Source organism: Streptomyces viridiviolaceus (assembly GCF_014650995.1).
Taxonomy (GTDB): Bacteria; Actinomycetota; Actinomycetes; order Streptomycetales; family Streptomycetaceae; genus Streptomyces; species Streptomyces viridiviolaceus.
Window position 1 is genome coordinate 90,992 of record NZ_BMWA01000020.1, and the last position, 16,055, is coordinate 107,046.

Annotated in this window: 13 protein-coding genes and 2 pseudogenes; 2 read left to right on the forward strand and 13 right to left on the reverse strand. The window is 70.6% G+C overall.

The genetic code is table 11. The annotated features are described in order from the left end of the window. Positions 1-34: 34 nt before the first annotated feature. The 9 genes from IE260_RS27455 to IE260_RS27495 form a co-directional block, all read right to left on the reverse strand. Positions 35-802: an alpha/beta hydrolase gene (locus tag IE260_RS27455; protein WP_189876471.1), complete on the reverse strand. Its 768-nt coding sequence runs from the start codon at positions 800-802 to the stop codon at positions 35-37. Positions 803-852: 50 nt separating this feature from the next. After that, on the reverse strand, positions 853-2,187 hold the full coding sequence (locus tag IE260_RS27460; RefSeq protein ID WP_189876473.1) for an LLM class flavin-dependent oxidoreductase: 1,335 nt from the start codon (positions 2,185-2,187) through the stop codon (positions 853-855). A gap of 34 nt (positions 2,188-2,221) precedes the next feature. After that, positions 2,222-3,091, reverse strand: coding sequence for an ABC transporter ATP-binding protein (locus tag IE260_RS27465; protein WP_189876475.1), 870 nt, complete (start codon positions 3,089-3,091; stop codon positions 2,222-2,224). After that, positions 3,088-3,966, reverse strand: a complete 879-nt coding sequence (locus tag IE260_RS27470; RefSeq protein WP_189876477.1) for an ABC transporter ATP-binding protein — start codon at positions 3,964-3,966, stop codon at positions 3,088-3,090. The genes IE260_RS27465 and IE260_RS27470 overlap by 4 nt, the downstream gene beginning before the upstream one ends. Beyond that, positions 3,963-4,853, reverse strand: a complete 891-nt coding sequence (locus tag IE260_RS27475) for an ABC transporter permease (protein ID WP_189876479.1) — start codon at positions 4,851-4,853, stop codon at positions 3,963-3,965. The genes IE260_RS27470 and IE260_RS27475 overlap by 4 nt, the downstream gene beginning before the upstream one ends. A gap of 2 nt (positions 4,854-4,855) precedes the next feature. Further along, a complete protein-coding gene (locus IE260_RS27480; RefSeq protein ID WP_189876481.1) occupies positions 4,856-5,884 on the reverse strand; it encodes an ABC transporter permease in 1,029 nt (342 codons plus the stop codon). 49 nt (positions 5,885-5,933) lie between these two features. After that, positions 5,934-7,514, reverse strand: a complete 1,581-nt coding sequence (locus IE260_RS27485; RefSeq protein WP_189876483.1) for an ABC transporter substrate-binding protein — start codon at positions 7,512-7,514, stop codon at positions 5,934-5,936. A gap of 473 nt (positions 7,515-7,987) precedes the next feature. After that, positions 7,988-8,893 (reverse strand): DsbA family oxidoreductase, encoded by a 906-nt coding sequence (locus tag IE260_RS27490; protein ID WP_189876485.1) that lies wholly within the window; start codon positions 8,891-8,893, stop codon positions 7,988-7,990. Beyond that, positions 8,890-9,324 carry an RrF2 family transcriptional regulator gene (locus tag IE260_RS27495; RefSeq protein ID WP_189876487.1) on the reverse strand — a complete coding sequence of 145 codons (435 nt, stop codon included), beginning with the start codon at positions 9,322-9,324 and terminating at the stop codon, positions 8,890-8,892. The genes IE260_RS27490 and IE260_RS27495 overlap by 4 nt, the downstream gene beginning before the upstream one ends. 139 nt (positions 9,325-9,463) lie before the next feature. On the opposite strand from IE260_RS27495, the gene IE260_RS27500 reads away from it, so the two are divergent. Beyond that, positions 9,464-9,970 carry a cupin domain-containing protein gene (locus tag IE260_RS27500; protein ID WP_189876489.1) on the forward strand — a complete coding sequence of 169 codons (507 nt, stop codon included), beginning with the start codon at positions 9,464-9,466 and terminating at the stop codon, positions 9,968-9,970. A gap of 213 nt (positions 9,971-10,183) precedes the next feature. Here IE260_RS27500 and IE260_RS41980 read toward each other — a convergent pair. Continuing rightward, positions 10,184-10,963 (reverse strand): annotated as a pseudogene (locus tag IE260_RS41980) (NosD domain-containing protein); the annotation flags it as partial. Positions 10,964-11,223: 260 nt separating this feature from the next. Here IE260_RS41980 and IE260_RS27510 point away from each other — a divergent pair. Then, a pseudogene (locus tag IE260_RS27510) lies at positions 11,224-11,639 on the forward strand (alpha/beta fold hydrolase). A 161-nt stretch (positions 11,640-11,800) separates the two neighbouring features. On the opposite strand, the gene IE260_RS27515 reads toward IE260_RS27510, so the two are convergent. The 3 genes from IE260_RS27515 to IE260_RS27525 form a co-directional block, all read right to left on the reverse strand. Beyond that, a complete protein-coding gene (locus tag IE260_RS27515; RefSeq protein WP_189876492.1) occupies positions 11,801-12,034 on the reverse strand; it encodes a metallothionein in 234 nt (77 codons plus the stop codon). A gap of 1,070 nt (positions 12,035-13,104) precedes the next feature. Next, complete coding sequence (locus IE260_RS27520) at positions 13,105-13,650, reverse strand: DoxX family protein (RefSeq protein ID WP_189876493.1); 546 nt, start codon at positions 13,648-13,650, stop codon at positions 13,105-13,107. An 885-nt stretch (positions 13,651-14,535) separates the two neighbouring features. Further along, positions 14,536-15,714, reverse strand: a complete 1,179-nt coding sequence (locus IE260_RS27525) for a M14 family zinc carboxypeptidase (RefSeq protein WP_189876495.1) — start codon at positions 15,712-15,714, stop codon at positions 14,536-14,538. Positions 15,715-16,055: the final 341 nt, after the last annotated feature.

The following is a 16,055-nucleotide window of genomic DNA, read 5'->3' on the forward strand; positions in this document are numbered from 1 at the left end:
GGGAGTCGGGCGGGTCGGGGGCCGGGCCCCTCGCTCACCAGGAGCCGGCCCGCACCGTGACGGCGGGCCGCAGACCGTCGCGCAGGGCCTCCAGGAACGTCACGACCTCGGCGGCCACGGACCGGTGTGTGAGGTCGTTGAGGACGTCGTGGTGGCCACCCAGGACCACCGAGAGGCGGGCGCGGGGCAGGGACTTGGCGGTGCGCTCCAGGGCGTCGAGATCGGCAAGTGGGTCGGCGTCCCCGGCGAGCAGCAGGGCCGGCACGGTGATCTCGGCGTCGTGCGCGGCCCTGAGCAGGGCGTCGGGCACTGGGACGTCGAGCGAGCCGCGGCGCACATCAGGGTCGTCGGTGAGCACGGCCCGGTGGGTGGGGCAGGAGGTGCGGACGTCGAGTTCGCCCTCCCAGCCGTCGGCCGCGGGGGCGGCGCGTCCTGGCAGGCCGGCCAGGACGACGGCGTCCGGCTGCCCGGCCGTGTCCGGGCCCGCGCTGCCGAGGAGCGCGGCGACGGCGACGGCGCCCGAGTCGGCACCCACCAGGACGACGGGGTGCACGACACCGTCCTCCGCCGCCGTGCCCTCGACCGCCGCCGCCAGCCGCTCGCCGAAGCGGGCGAGGGAGCCGTCGGTGTCGCCGGGGTCGAGATCCGGGGCGTCGACCACGCGCACCCGATAGGCGTCGGCGGCCAGCCGCCTGCCGAACCGGTCGTAGGTGGCGTGGCTCTCGCCGCGGCCGGGAACCACCACGACCGTGGCGCGGGTGCGCAGTCCCTGAGGTGCGTGGTGGTCGGTGTACTCGGTCATGTCACAACTCCTGGGAGGGGCGTGCGGGTGCGAGGGGCGGGCCGGGACTCTCAGCCTTCGGCTCCGGCGTCGGCGTACCGGTTGGCCGGGACCGGCAGGCCGAGGTGGCCGCGCAGGGTGTCGGCGGTGTACTCGGTGCGGAACAGGCCACGCCTCTGCAGGATCGGCACGACGCCGTCGACGAAGAGGTCAAGCTCCTCGTGGGTACGGAAGGCGAGGTTGATGCCGTCGAAGGTGCCGGCGTCGAACCACCGCTCGATGGTGTCGGCGACGGTCTCCGGGGCCCCGACGAACGGTGAACGGCGGAACTCGTTCACCGACTCCGCGACCTGGCGCAGCGTCAGTCCCTGTTCCCGAGCCCTCTCGATGATCTTCGCTGCGCCGGTGCGGCCGCCCTTCTCCGCGAGGTGCGCCACGTCCGGGAAGGGCGCGTCGAGGTCGTGGACGCTGAAGTCGTAGGCGCCGAACGACCGGCCGAGCAGGGCGAGGTTGCGGTCGAAGTCGTTGTCCTCCTCGTGGATCTCGCGCTCGCGACGACGGGCCGCCTCGTCCGTCGCGGCGACGACCGGGCCGCCGTGGATGAAGATCTTGATGTGTTCGGGGTCGCGGCCGTGGGCCGCGGTGCGCCGCTTGATGTCCGCGTAGTACTCCTGCGCCTGCTCCAGCGACCCGCCCGGGGCGTAGATGCCCTCGGCGACCCGCGCGGCCAGGTCACGGCCCTCTTCCGAGACACCGGCCTGGAAGATCACAGGCTGGCCCTGCGGGGAGCGGGAGATGTTCAGCGGCCCGGCGACCTTGAAGTGTTCGCCCTCGTGGTTCAGCGCGTGCAGCTTGGCCGGGTCCAGGAAGACGCCCCGTTCCACGTCCGCCGGGAACGCGTCGTCCTCATAGGAATCCCACAGTCCGCGGGCGACCTGCACGAACTCCAGGGCGCGGCCGTAGCGCGTGGCGTAGTCGAGGTGCTCGTCGAGCCCGTAGTTGCGGGCCGTGCCCGTGTCGAAGCTGGTGACGACGTTCCAGCCGGCCCGGCCCTTGCTGATCAGGTCGAGCGAGGCGAAGCGGCGGGCCAGGTTGAACGGCGAGTTGTACGTCGAACTGGCCGTTCCCACCAGCCCGATGTGCCGGGTGTGGGTGGCGACCGCCGACAACAGGGTGAGTGGTTCGAGGCGGTTGAGGTAGTGCGCGGGGTAAGTGGCGTTGATGAACTGGCTGTCGACGATGAACAGCGCGTCGAACAGGGCGTGTTCGGCGGCCTGCGCCTGCTTGATGTAGTAGTCGATGTCGATGCTGGCGTTCTTCGCGACGCGCGGGTCCTTCCACAGGCCGTGCTGGCCGGGGCCGCCCACACCGTAGGGGTGCAGCGCGAGATGGATCGTGCGGGACATGGCGGTTCCTGTCTGTGAGGAGGGGGAGGACGGATCAGGCATCGAGCAGTTCGCGTAGCTCGGCCCGCCGGGCGCGGTCGGTGCGGGCGCCGCGCAGGGTGGGCGCGGAGCCGACGAGCAGCCGGGTGTAGGCGTGCCGGGGGCTGCCCACGACGTCGCGGGCGGTGCCGGACTCGACCAGCTCGCCCCGGTAGAGCACGGCGACCCGGTCGGCGACCCCGGCGACGGAGCCGAGGTCGTGGGAGATGAAGACGAGAGCCACGCCGCTCGCGCCGAGTTCCTTGAGGATCTCCAGGATCTGCACGCGGTTGGCGGAGTCCAGGGCGCTGACCGGCTCGTCGAGGACGACCAGACGAGGTTCGGTGATCAGCGCCCGGGCCACCGCGACCCGCTGGCGCTGCCCGCCGGAGAGTTCCCCGGGCAGCCGGGTGAGGAGGCCGTCGGACAACCGCACCCGGTCCAGGAGCGTACGGGCCCGGCCGACGGCCTCCTGGCGGGCCACGCCCCGCACGAGCAGCGGTTCGACGAGGGAGTCTTCGATGGTGAGGTCCGGGTCGAGACTGCGCAGGGGGTCCTGGAAGACGTACTGGACCACGCCGCGGCGGCGCAGCGCCCGCCACTGGCGGTCGCGGTGGGCGGTGACGTTCTCCCCGTCGATCAGGATCGACCCCGCGGAGGCGGGCACCAGCCCGAGCACGGCCCGGGCCAGCGTGGACTTGCCCGACCCGGTCTCGCCTATGATCCCGACGGTCTCGGCGGGCGCCACGCTCAGGGAGACTCCGTGCAGGGCCTGCCGGCGTCGGCGGCGCGGTCCGTAGTGCACGTCGAGGCCGGTGACCTCCAGCACGGGAGGCGGATTCTCCTCGGCGCCGGCGGCCGGCGGGGTGTGCGGCGGCCTGGTCACGGGGTCTCCTTGAGGTCGAGGAACTTTTCCAGGCCGTACTGTTCGTGCTCGGCGATCAGCAGCTTGGTGTAGTCGTGCCGGGGGGCGCCGAGGACGGTCCGGGTCGGGCCCTGTTCCAGGACCTCGCCGCCGCGCATGACGAGCACCTCGTCGCAGAGCTGCGCCACGACGGCCAGGTCGTGGGAGACCACGACGAGGGCCAGACCCGTCCGCTCCCGCAGGTCGGCGAGGAGGTCGAGGATCTCGGCCTGCACGGTGACGTCGAGCGCGGTGGTGGCCTCGTCGGCGATGAGGATCCGCGGGCCGGCGGCGATCGCCGCCGCGATCAGCACCCGCTGGAGCATGCCGCCGGACAGTTCGTAGGTGTACTGGGCGTAGACGAGTTCGGGGTCGCGCAGGTGCACCGCGCGCAGCAGTTCGACGGCGCGTTCGCGGGCCTCGCGCCGCTTCAGTCCCCGCTTGACGCGCAGCACCTCGGCGATCTGCGCGCCGACCCGCACCGAGGGGTTGAGGTAGGAGGCCGGGTCCTGGAAGACGGCGCTGATGGTGGCGCCGCGCAGCTCCGTCCACCGGGCCGGGGTCAGGGTGGAGATGTCGGTGCCGTCGATCTCGATCGTGCCGTCGCTCACCTCGAAGTGCGGCGGCAGGATGCCGAGCGTGGCGCGGCAGGTGAGGGTCTTGCCGCTGCCGGACTCGCCGACGATGCCGACCGTGCGGCCGGGGGGCAGGTCGAAGCTGACGCCGTGCACGATCTCCCGGCCGGAGGCCCGGTCGGTGATACGCACGTCTCGGACGGACAGCACGGGGGAAGCGGAGGCGGAAGGGCCGGCGGGTGCGGTGCGTCCGGGCAGGAGGTCGGCGGACGGTCGGGTCATCGGGTGCCTCCGGCAGGAGCGGGGTCGGTCTTGTCGAGGCGGTCCGGGCGGGCCCGGCGGGCGTCGATCAGCGCGCGGCCCGCCTCGCCGGAGACGTCGCGGATGGCGTCGGCGAGGAGGTTGCCGGCCCAGACGGTGGCCATGATCAGCAGTGCGGGTGCCACCGGCGCCCATGGTTTCTGGCCGAGGTAACCCAGGTCGGAGGCGAGCAGGCCGCCCCAGGTGGGCTCGGGCGGCTGCACGCCGATCCCGAGGAACGTCAGGCTGGAGACGATGACGAAGCCGACGCCGACGGTCTGCGCGAACGCGACCGCGATCGGAGGGAGCACCTTCGCCCACACGTGCCGGCGGACGATCCAGCCGATGGAGGCACCGGAGATGATCGCGGCCTCCACGTACTGCGAGCGGGCCACGGAGAGGGTCGCCGCCCGGGACACCCGGTAGAACAGCGGCGAGACCAGCACCCCGGTGACCAGCATGGCCTGCGTGAGGCCGTTGCCCAGCAGGGCGATGACGGCGACGGCGAACAGCAGGAACGGCAGGGCGACGAGCGTGTCGACGAGCCGCAGGGTGACCCATTCGAAGGCTCGGCCCAGATAGACGGAGAGGATGCCGGGGACGGCTCCGACCACCAGCGCGGTGACGGCGACCTCCAGGGAGCCGAGGACGCTGACCCGGGAGCCGTCGAGCAGCCGGCTCAGCACGTCCCGGCCCAGGTAGTCGGTGCCCAGCCAGTGTGACCCCGAGGTGCCGGCGAGGGGGTGGTCGCTGGTGGCCAGCGGGTCCTGCGGGGCGAACAGCGGGCCGAGCACCGCCAGCAGGGCGATCACGGTGAGGATGGCCACGGCGATGCGGCCGGTGGTGAGGCCGAGGATGCGGCGCACCATGGTCAGACTCCTCGCTGTGCGGCCGGTGTGACGCGGGCCAGCACGAGGTTGACGATCAGGTTGAAGGAGACGACCAGCGCGATCGACACCACGAGGACGCCCTGCACGGCGGGGACGTCACCGGTCTGTGCCGAGTCGTTGGCGAACCGGCCGAAGCCCTGCAACCCGAAGATCCACTCGGTGACGACCGAGGCGCCGACCAGCGCGGGGAACTTCAGGCCCAGCGTGGCGAGCGTCGGGCCGAGCCCGTTGCGCAGCACGTGACCGAAGAAGATCCGCCGTGGGCCCAGGCCCCGGACCACCGCGCCGGTCACGTAGTTCTCGCGGTGGGCCGCGATGAGGCTGGTGCGCAACTGCCGTGCCACGTCCGCCACCACGTCCAGGCTCAGCGCGAGCGCCGGCAGGGTGATGTGCGCGAGCCACGGGCCGACGCCCTGCGCGGCGGGCACGTACCCGCCGGAGGGGAACAGCCCGAGCCCGACCGCGAACACCGTCACCAGCACGATGCCGACGACGAACGCCGGCATCACCGAGATCACGGTGACGAACCCGGTGACCGCGCGGTCGATCCAGGTGGTGCGGCGTAGTGCTGCGAGGGTGCCGAGGACGAAACCCGCCGTGACGCCGATGACCAGGGCGAAGACCGCGACCGACAGGCTGACGCCCAGGCCGGTGGCGATCAGGGTGGAGATGTCGGCCCCGTTGGTCCAGCTGGTGCCCAGCTCGCCGTGCAGGACGTCGGTGAACCAGTCCCAGTACTGCACCAGGAAGGGCCGGTCGAGGCCCCACTGGGCCTCCACCCGGGCGATGGCCTCGGGTGTCGCCTGCTCACCCAGCTGGATCCGGGCCGGGCTCAGTCCGCTGAGCGCGCGCAGTGCGAACGTCACGAACGTCGCGACCAGGAACACCGGCACGAAGATCGCGGCCGACCGGGCGAGGGTGGCCAGGACCCGGAGCACGGTGTGCCGCGCGCGGGCCGCGGCGACGCCTCGCCGGTGGGCGGGTGGCACCTGTGCCTCGGTGGTCGTCACGGGGGTTCCTCCTCTCGTGTGGGACGGATGTGCGGTGGGGGTGGGCGGGTCAGCCGTTGCCGGAGATGGTCACGCCGGTCCAGTTGATGTGGGCCGGGTTCTTCGGCAGGTCGGAGATGCTCTTGCTCTTGGCGAACAGGTTGGGCGAGGAGTACGTGAAGATCAGGGCGTCGCTCTCCAGGCCGGCCCGGGTCGCCGCCTGCAGCGTCTCGGCGTAGTCGGGGTCGTCCAGCGGGGTCTGCCGGACCTTGGCGACCGCGTCCTCGAAGCCGTCCGGCTCGTACGGGGAGGAGAGGTTCAGCGGTCCGTCGGGGCCGAAGTGCGCGGTGAGGGTCTGCACTGCCGAGTCCCGTCCCGTGGTGCTGTAGAGGGAGAACGTCAGGTCCTTGGCGAAGAACGGCGTGGACCAGTTCTTGTCGATCTTGATGTTGACGGTGATGCCGACCTTCGCCAGCTGCGACTGGACGATCTCCGCCTGCGGGTCCTCCGCGGAGATGACCAGGTCGAGCTTGATGTCACCGTCCCCGTAACCGGCCTCGGCCAGCAGCTTCTTCGACTTGTCAGGGGCGTAGGGGTACTTGTCCTCCGACTCCGGGTCGTAGGCGACATAGTCCCTGGGGAAGGGCTGGTCGGTGACCTCGCCGTACCCGAAAGTCAGCTTGTCGACGAACTCCTGACGGTTGATCGCGTACCGGACCGCGTCGACGACCTTCTCGTTGTCGAACGGGGCCTTGTTGACGTTCAGGCTGATGTTGGAGGCGTTGAATCCGGGCTGCGTGAACACGTCGAGTCCGGCCTTCTTCGCGCTCTCCGCCTGACTGGGATCGACGTCGGCGAAGTTGTACACGCCGGTCTGCAGGCCGGACACGATGGTGGAGGTGTCGGGCGCCGAGGTCAGCTCCACGTTGTCGATGTGAATGTTGTCGGCGTCCCAGTAGTCCGGGTTCTTCTTCAGCACCGCCTTGGTGCCCGGCACGAGCTGGGTGACGATGAACGGGCCCGCGCCGACCGGGTTCTGGTCCAGTTTCTCCGGATCCCCGGCCGCCTTCGGGCTGGCGATCTGCAGGACGCGCTCGCCCAGCAGCTGCGGGATCTGGTAGTCGGTCTGGGTCAGGTGGACGACGGCGTCCAGGCCCTTGGCCTCCACCGACTCGATCGAGGTGAGGTCGCCGTGGAGCGCCGAGTCCTCCTGGTCCTGGGCCCGTTCGACGGCGGCCTTGACGGCCTTGGCGTTCACGGGTTCGCCGTCGCTGAACGTCAGGCCCTCGCGCAGGTGGAAGGTGATCTCGTCGCCCTTGTCGTTGTACTCCCAGCTCTCGGCCAGGTCGGGCACGGCCTCGCCGTTCTCGTCGATGCGGGTCAACGACGCGTAGACGAGGGCCAGTTCGCGGAACTGGGCGCCGCTGCCACCGACCACCGGGTCCCAGTGGGTGGGGAAGTAGGTGGAGGCCCACTTCAGTGTGGAGTTGCCGTTCGCGGAGGAGGCGTCACCGCCGCAGGCGGCGAGGACGGGCACGAGGACCACGGCGAGGACGGTGCCGAGGGCGGCGGTGCGCAGGCGACCGGCGCGCCGGGTGAAGGAGCGCGGGCCCGGTGCGGGGCGTCGTCGGGGCAGAAGGCGTCCGGACATCTCTGTCTCTCTGGTGACTCCGGCCGCGTCGAGGCGGACCGGATGGGCGGCGAGGGAAAGCGCACACCGCGCCGACGGCCCGGGCATGGCCGGGCAGTCACGCCCATGTCACGAGATGTCGCTCGATGTCGGGCATGACGGGCCCAGGAGAGGGCCCGGCCGGATGTGCGGGGCTACCGGAATGCGGTGATGCGGAGGGAAGGGCGGCTGAGCGCGAGCAAGGGCCTGGACGGCGTACACGGCCCGCCCTCGCGGAGCGCGGGCGGTGCCGGCCAGGTGCCGGTGGGCCGGGGTCTGCGGCCGGTCAGCGACAGAGGGCGCTACAGGTGCGCCGCAGGTCCACGTAGCGGCACACCACACCGGGGTGCGTCGTGATCATGCAGCCATCCTCGGGGGCGGAGTCCTCGCCTGTCAATGGACACCTATTGATGTCTCATTGCGCGGGACGGACATGACGGCAGGTCAGAGGCCGGTCACCGGAGACGGGCGGCGGCGGGGTGGGTCGCGGCCTCGTCCGGGTGGAGCCACAGTGGCCCGTTCCCGGTGTCCACCCGCACGGCGCCGGGCGGCGGCCAGGGGCCCGGCGCACACCCCGTTCGTTCGGGTTCCGTCAGGCTCCCGTGACGCTCCAGCGCCTCACCGGGGGAGAGGGCCTGCGGCGCCGGGACCAGCCCCGGGCAGACGTCCTGGACGGCCGCGGCGTACGCCGGCCAGGGCCGCCAGCCGGGCACCGCGCGTCGGCCGGACGGTCCGCACACCAGCAACGTCGGCAGCGCGTACCGGAGTTCGCCGTCGGGTGTCTCCTTGGCGGCACCGGGATGCGGCCCGCCGTGCGTCACGGACCGCACCTCGGGCACGGGGCGGCGCGCCTCGGCCCGGTCGGCCCGCACCCGTTCCAGCACCTCGGACGAGTCCGCGTCGGCGGCCAGCCGGACCGGATCGAGACCGGGGACGCCCCGGACCGCGGCCAGGGCCAGCGCGGGCGTGTCCGCGGGTTCGCCGAGGACGAAGACCGTCTCCCGCAGCCGGCGCAGCACCCGCCCGGCGACCTCCTCGCCCTGCGCCTCCGCCGCCTTGGCGACGAGCGAGGCCGGCCAGGAACTCGCCGCGACCCGGCTCAGCCGCGCCGCGCGCGGGGCGCCGGTGTGCCCGCTGATGTCCTCGACGTACCGCGCGTACCAGGCGGTCTCCGCCTCCGGGTCCGGCGCCGGGTCGTCGTCGTGGTCGAAGAGGATGCAGTACGCCCGCCGCCAGCGGACCCGGCCGGCGAGCGCCGCCCGCAGCCGCCGGAAGACGGGCTCCGAACCCCACGCCCAGGGACACAACGGGTCGGTGTACTCGACGATCTCGACCAGCGGTACGCCGGCGCCGGAAGTCACGCGACTCCCCGCGCGACCGTCCGCTCGCGCGCCTCCGCGGGCAGCAGCGAGCTGATGGTCACCCCGGCGAGGATCGAGGTCGCGTCCGCCTCGATGTGGCGCCACACCGCGGGCAGTCCGATCGCCGGCCCCGGGTAGTCGAGTTCGGCCAAGGCCTCCCCGCGCAACGTGATGACCTCGCCGTCGACGGCGCGCGTGACGTCGAGGAGGCTGATCTCGTCGGCGGGTCTGCCCAGCCAGTAGCCGCCCTCGCAGCCCCGCTGGCTGCGCACCAGACCGGCCCTGCGCAACTCGCCGACCACGGACTTCAGGAACCGGAAGGGGATCTCCTGCGAGGAGGCGATCGCTTCGCAGGTGAGAGGGCGGGCGGGTTCACAGGCGAGCTCCAGCAGAGCGCGCACGGCGTAGTCCGCCTTCGCGGAGATATGCATGGCGACATCATGCACGACCAGGGGGCGCCGAACGCAGCGCTGCGACAGCATCCGGTCAACATTGCGGGAACATTGCCGCAGGTGAAGCGCAATGGACACCTCTTGACATCCTTTTCGGTGCGGCTCTAGCGTCCCGGCCATGAGCGACCCGTTGACGACCGCCGGTGAAGGATTCCACCCGCACCTGCACGACTTCCCCGGTCAGCCGGCGGCGCCCCTGCGCACCCGACTGCACCACATCCGCGCCGACGCCCTGGACGGCGACACCGCGCAGACAGGCGGCATGCGCCGCTTCGCCGCCGTCAGCGGGAAGACCGTCGGCTCCGAGAAGCTGTGGATGGGGCAGACCCATGTCGCCCCCTCCACCTCCTCCTCGGACCACCACCACGGGGAGTCGGAGACCGCCATCTACGTGGTCAGCGGACACCCGGAGTTCGTGTTCCTCGACGACTCGGGCGAGGAGCCCGAAGAGGTGCGGCTGCGCACCGGGCCCGGCGACTACATCTTCGTCCCGCCGTTCGTCCCGCACCGCGAGGAGAACCCGGACCCCGGCGAGGAGGCCGTGGTGGTCATCGCGCGGAGCACGCAGGAGGCGATCGTCGTCAACCTGCCGCAACTGTACGCGCTGCCTGCCGACGAGAACTGACGACAGGTCACGCCCGGCGCCCGGCGTCGAAGTCGAGACCGAACGCGGGCGTCCGCACGGACTCGTCATCACCCGGTGGGCACGCGTGTCAGCGAGCAGGCGCCGGCCGCTCTTTGGCCGTCGGGGCTCGAGAGCCGCCTGAGCTCGGGCACGGAATAACTGTGCAGCAGACCCGTGTCCGTGCTCAGGCGGGCCCGCTCGTGGGGTGGCTACCAGCGCGTAGTCGTCGGTGTACGCCTGCAGCTGCGAGCTCTGGGCGCTGAAGAGGATCTTCGCGTCGGTCGAGGAGGCGTCGAGGACGACCTCGACACCGACGTTGGCGGTGATGCTGTTGGTGGCCAGGTAGTTACGGGCGCCGCCGGCCACCAGGATGATCGCCGGGTCGGCTCCCGAGGGGGTGATGTCGGCGGCCGGTACGGAGAAGGAGAACTGGTTGCCGGTCACGGCGTTGTCGTCGCCGTCGACGTGGACCAGGCCGTACAGGTCGTCGAAGCGCGTGCTGGTGCCGTCACCGTACACGCGGCGGAAGTGATTGCCGGAGATCAGGTTGCCGGAGCTGCCGTTCGGCAACGCGATCGTGCTGGGGAAGTTGCTCAGCAGCTTGTTGGCGGAGATGGCGCAGCGGTTCGAGTTGGTGAGGGTGATGTTGCAGGCCCACAGGACGGTGTTGCCGGAGACGAGGATGCCCTCGGCGTTCTCCGCGAAGACCGAGTAACCGCCCCAGGAGCTGATGAGGTAGTTGTGGGTGATCTTGGCGACCTGCGAGGCACCCGTGAGCGAGATGCAACTGCCGCATTCGGCGACGAAGCTGTTGGTGAAGCTGCAGGCGTCCGCCCCTCGCACGATCATTGCGTGCTCGAGGTAGACGAAGCCCATCCCCTCGAAGCGGAAGGCGTCGTTGTCGGACTGCACGGAGATGCCGATCTTGGAGTTGCCCGGCGTGTACGGCTTCGAGGACGCCACGCCGTCGATGCAGAAGTCCTGGAAGACCATGCCGTTGAGTCGGCCGACGGCGCCGGGCGCCCCGGAGCGCTGCACCAGGAACGCCTCGTTGTTGCCGTCGGTGTTCTTCACCCGGACGTGGCTGGAGCCGGGCTGCACCTCGATCCACGAGCTGGTGTCGGGGGTGTCGTCGCGGATCGCCTCGGACAGGAAACCGTGTCCCGAGCCCTTGATCGTCAGGAAGCTGATGTCGATGTGGGCGCGGGTGAGGAGCGCGGCTATTGGTTACCGCCTTCGAACTGGAGATACGCATGCCTGGGCTGCGTCGAGTCGCGGTCAACGGTCTGGAGCTGAACGTAGCTCTGGACGGCACGGGACCGGCTGTCCTGCTGCTGCACGGCTTCCCGCACACCTGGGAGTTGTGGGAGGAGACCATGAGCGGACTGTCCGGCCAGTAATCCGGGACACCTTCGTTCGGGCGTACACCGGACGTGAGGCGCTGCGCTGTGCGTTCTCCTACTACCGGGCGCTGCCCGGAAGTGCCGTGCAGATCGAGCAGGCCGTCGCCGCTGGAAGGCTGACGGTACCGACGATGACCGTGGGAGCACACCCCGTCGGAGCGGCCCTGGAGAGGCAACTTCAGCCGTTCACGGATGATCTCACCGCACGCCGGCTCGACGACTGTGGACACATCATCCCCTTGCACCGCCCTCCAGCTCGTTTGTAGCAGCACAGAGCGGCGGCGATTCCCATGGCCCTCTTCTGCCTGTGTGGCGCTTGGAGCACGGCGGCGTGCCGGTGACCCGGCCTGCCCGCTGACGACGTCCCGGTGCCCGAGGCCGCGATCTCAAGACCGATGTGATCGCGGCCGAAATGCCGGTAGCGGGTTCAGGCGTGGTCGACGAGTTCCGCCCGGCCCTTCTGCCGCGCGCAGTGGGCGCAGCAGTAGAACGCGCCGTCCGCCTGCAGACCGTGGCCGAGTATCCGGCAGCTGCAGTTGTCGCAGATCGGAGCCATGCGCTGGGCCGCGCACTCCAGGCTGTCGAAGATGTGGACCTCGCCGGAAGCTCGTACCTCGAAGGCCAACTCGTAGTCATTGCCGCAAACTTCGCACACGGCCATGTGTGTCCCTCCATCTTGTGGTGCGGGGTGGGACCGCAGTATCCCCGGAACATCACGAGCCTGAGCCCTGCCCTCGCCCGGCGCAAGCGCAGTGCCGGAGGTGGGGGTGCCCACCGCACCTGTCCTGCAGCACCCAGGGGCAGCCCTAGCCGTCCCTCGGCCGGATGGCGCGGCAGTACCACCAGGCTGACAGCGGGCTCAGCTCCGTGCGAGTCGAACACGAGGGACCGAGGCGGCCGCCGGGGCGCAGGACGTGGACGGACTCGGCGGCCAGGCGGCTTGTCGGGGAAGCTGCAATCGCACCCACGGCACCGAACGGGCCGTTCGGCAGTTGCTCCGCATCACCGTCCGTGCAAGCCGTCCCGTAGGCGAGTCCAGCGGCTTGGGGCGCGCCGTGCGCGAAGGTCGTGTCGGCGGCTGCTTGATCGGCGCCGTCCACCCGCACGCCGTAGGCGTCGGCCAGGTACGGGGCGGTGCTCAGAGGGGATGTTCAGGACTTGAGCGTCCGGGGTGACGAGCGTGGCATGCCCCGCGCGCCGCGTCACCCGTGCGGAAGTACCTGCTAGCCGGCCGGGATGCGGGGCCTCCCGCCGCGGGTGAGGCTGGTGCCATGCCCGAGCCGCGCGTGATCGTCTGTCCGCCGTCTGTGACCGGTGGCCCCAGGTGCGTGTCGACGACCGGGTCATGGGCCGCATGGAGAGGTCACGACTTCAAGGTGTCGCTGCGGGAGGCTGGCCTGATCGGCTGGTGGAGGTAGCCGCGCTGGTGGACACCGACCGGCATTCCGTCCGTGACGACGTCTACGGTGTGGCGACCGCGTCCGCCGCACCGGCACATGCCCGGAGCGAGGTGTGCGAGGACGAAGCCGTACCCGACGACTCCAGTGCGGCGATGCCAGTCCGCACCACGACGCTGGGGATCACCACGCCGGTGTCCGGCACCGTCGTAGCGCCGGCGGACCTGTCGGACCAGGTGTTCGCCTCCGGCGCCGTCGGACAGGGCGCCGGAGGCGTGCCGGACGAGGGCCAGGCTCGTTCGCCGGCCTGGAAGTGCAGCGCACCTACGGGCCGTCAGTTACGGATGAGGAGAACCAGGCCGGCGAGCAGCACGGCGAGCACCACGGCGGCTACGCCGTACACCAACCTGTGTGCCCGCAGGCCGGGAAGGTAGCGGTCGACAGCGAGCCTGCCGGGACCGGTCAGGGCCAGTCCGGCCGCGGCTGCGGCCAGCAGAACCTCGTACTCGACGCCCTCGGGCGCGAAGAAGCCGCCGCCCCACTTCACCGCCAGGGCATTGATCATCGTGCCGAGTACGGCGGCGCCCGCGAGCGGCGTGAGCAGTCCGAAGATCAGGCCGAGCCCTCCCAGGGTCTCGGTGAGGCCCGCGATCACCGCCATCGCCTCGCCCGACGGATAGCCGCTCATGGCGAAGAACTGACCGGTGCCCTCGATCCCGCCTCCGCCGAACCAGCCCAACAGCTTCTGCGCGCCGTGGGCGGCGAGAGTCAGGCCCAGCACCACACGCAGGAGCAGCAGACCCACGTCGTAGGCGTGCGGAGAGGAAGCGTCAGGCCCGTCGGTGGCAGTGGTATCAGCGGGACGGGTGGTGACGGTCATAGCGGCCTCCTGGGCAACGAAAAGAACACTTGAAAGTTCAAGCTATGGCCACTGTAGCATTTGCATGAAACTTCAACAGTTAGGTCGGGAGAGACCCGTAACGGCGACCGGACTGCGTCGACCACCTGCGCGTAGACCTCGTAGAAGGCGAGCTGATTTGTCCGGCCAGTATGGTGTCGCGGACGACGGCGGCCTGGGCCATGGCGGCGGCGCAGACACGCAGGCGGCGAGCCGCGGCCTTCGCGACCTGGACCGGCTCTGTGCGCCCCCGCGTCGAACCGCATAACGACGTTGCCATCGGCTGTGTCGCTCAGCGTTTCCCGTCAACCCCTGACGCGAGACTGCCTCCACCGTCGGCGGATGATCATTCGCAGTACGTGGCTCAAGCGAACGGCGGGCTCCAACGTCCGGCCGTAGGCATGTGAACGAAGCGAGATGGGCCACCTGGAAAACGGCATCGATGCCGAGGCCTGATCGCTCTTGCGTCGCCGTCGGACATCAGTCGGGCCCGTACCGGGGGCGAAGCGACGGATTCGCGTGGATCCGGCAGGGCGGCAAGGAACGTGGCCCGACGGATGACCTCGGGCAGCGGGCGCGGGGAGGCAGCCCGAGTCGGTTGCTCCAGCCCTGCAGGCATGGGAGGCGAGGAAGGCGCAGGCGCGGTCTTCGCAGCACCTCGGGCAGGGACCGCCCGGCGCATCGTCGGGAGCAGCGCCTCGCGCACGGCCCGAGCGTCGCGCCCGTCGGCAAGGGCAGCCGCTGCGGCGCTGCCGGCCGGTGAACGATGTCGGTAAGCCGGGTGCGCGACAAGCGCATGCCCGGTCTGACGGGCGGGGGCCGGGAACGGATCCCTTCACAGGTGACCGCGCCGGCCCCCGACCTGGCTCAGTCGGCGGGCAGGTAGACCCGCTGCGGGATGGTGTCGTACACGTTCTCCTCGAGGGAGTCGACCGAGCCGTCCGCGACGGCGTCCACGAGGCCGCCGAGGCCGGTCTCGATCTGCCGGGTGAGCATGCCGTTGCGCTTCATGCCGTCGTACTGGGTCTGGGAGGAGGTCTCGAACAGGACGACGGCGGAGCCGCGCAGCTGGTAGGAACCCAGCGCGGTGCCCGGCAGGTTGGTGTCCTGCGGGTACAGGGTCAGGTCACCGAAGCCGGACTCGCCCTGCCCCTGCAGGGCCTGGTAGACGGCCACGTTCGCCCGTTTCGATGCGTTCATGTCGAATTTCGGCCAGTTGCCGAACTCGGCGGGGTTGTCGATGAACTTCGCCGATATCGACAGGGGAGACATGTTCTCCAGGTCCTCGGTGGCGTAGCAGGACCACTGGTTGTGGAGGTCCACGAAGTAGTCGACGGTGCCGAACTCCTCCTCGAGCGCCTTGTAGACGTTCCGGGAGGTCTGCGCCTCTGGGGTGATGTACCAACCGGTGTCCGCGCTGTTGCCGGGGAAGTCCTGCGGGTCGGGGACGTAGTCCAGGTCGGGGTTGAAGTCGCGGTTGACGTCGAAGCCGCCGACGCGCGCGTTGTAGTTCCACGCCGGGGCCACGCCCTGGAGCTGCGGGAAGTCGGCGACGGCCTCGTCCCAGGTCATCGCGTTCTGCCGCTGGTCGAGTTCGCCGCCGTCGACGTTCAGGCGGGGGATGACGACCACGGTGACGTTCTCGCGCAGCTCCCGCGCGGCCGGGCTGTCGGAGCCCCACTGTTTCAGCAGTTCGAGGGCGGCCTCGGTGCCGTGCATCTCATTGCCGTGGATCTGCGTCTGGACGAACACGACCTTGTCGCCCTCGCCGACGCGCGCGACGTGGATCTCGCGGCCCTGGTTGGAGTACCCGGCGACGTCGACGTCGACGGTACCGCCGGTGCTGGTCTCCAACTGCTGCAGCGCAGAGGCCAGTTGCTCGTGGTTGACGAATCCGTTGCTGCCGGAGCCCGAGGCTTCGGTGCCGCAGTGGGAGACGGGTGGGATCGCGGCCGCGCTGGTGGCGGTCGCGGTGACGGCCGCGGTACCGAGTCCCGCGGCCAGAACCGTACTCGCCAACGCGGCGGTCCATCTGCGTGCAGACAATTCACTACTCCTCAGGTGTTGCTCAGAACTTCCCGGGGGGTGGTGTGGTGCAGTGCCTGCGTCACCCTAGACGCCCCAGGAGCACCTGTGAACAGCGCCGCCCCAAGCGTCAACTGTCTCGAAGGCAGTTCTGCCTCATGAGTAACACGCCTGTCGGACAGTAGCGTTGACGCACTTTGGTGATTAGTCATAGGCTCGCCCGCCAGCGGCTTCAGCCCGCGCCCGCGGTCAGGCTGCTGCCCCCCACTGCTCCAGCACTCCGCGTGCGCGGCCGCCCGTCGTCACCCCTGAAGACGGCAGGCGGACGGCCGCTGCTCGACCGGCACCACCGGCACCACCCC

Bases quoted from the DNA above. Each gene is read 5' to 3' on its own strand.
- IE260_RS27460 (WP_189876473.1), bottom strand. From the start codon at position 2,187: ATGTCCCGCACGATCCATCTCGCGCTGCACCCCTACGGTGTGGGCGGC.
- IE260_RS27455 (WP_189876471.1), bottom strand. From the start codon at position 802: ATGACCGAGTACACCGACCACCACGCACCTCAGGGACTGCGCACCCGC.
- IE260_RS27500 (WP_189876489.1), top strand. From the start codon at position 9,464: ATGAGCGACCCGTTGACGACCGCCGGTGAAGGATTCCACCCGCACCTG.
- IE260_RS27515 (WP_189876492.1), bottom strand. From the start codon at position 12,034: ATGGCCGTGTGCGAAGTTTGCGGCAATGACTACGAGTTGGCCTTCGAG.
- IE260_RS27475 (WP_189876479.1), bottom strand. From the start codon at position 4,853: ATGGTGCGCCGCATCCTCGGCCTCACCACCGGCCGCATCGCCGTGGCC.
- IE260_RS27470 (WP_189876477.1), bottom strand. From the start codon at position 3,966: ATGACCCGACCGTCCGCCGACCTCCTGCCCGGACGCACCGCACCCGCC.
- IE260_RS27485 (WP_189876483.1), bottom strand. From the start codon at position 7,514: ATGTCCGGACGCCTTCTGCCCCGACGACGCCCCGCACCGGGCCCGCGC.
- IE260_RS27520 (WP_189876493.1), bottom strand. From the start codon at position 13,650: ATGACCGTCACCACCCGTCCCGCTGATACCACTGCCACCGACGGGCCT.
- IE260_RS27495 (WP_189876487.1), bottom strand. From the start codon at position 9,324: ATGCATATCTCCGCGAAGGCGGACTACGCCGTGCGCGCTCTGCTGGAG.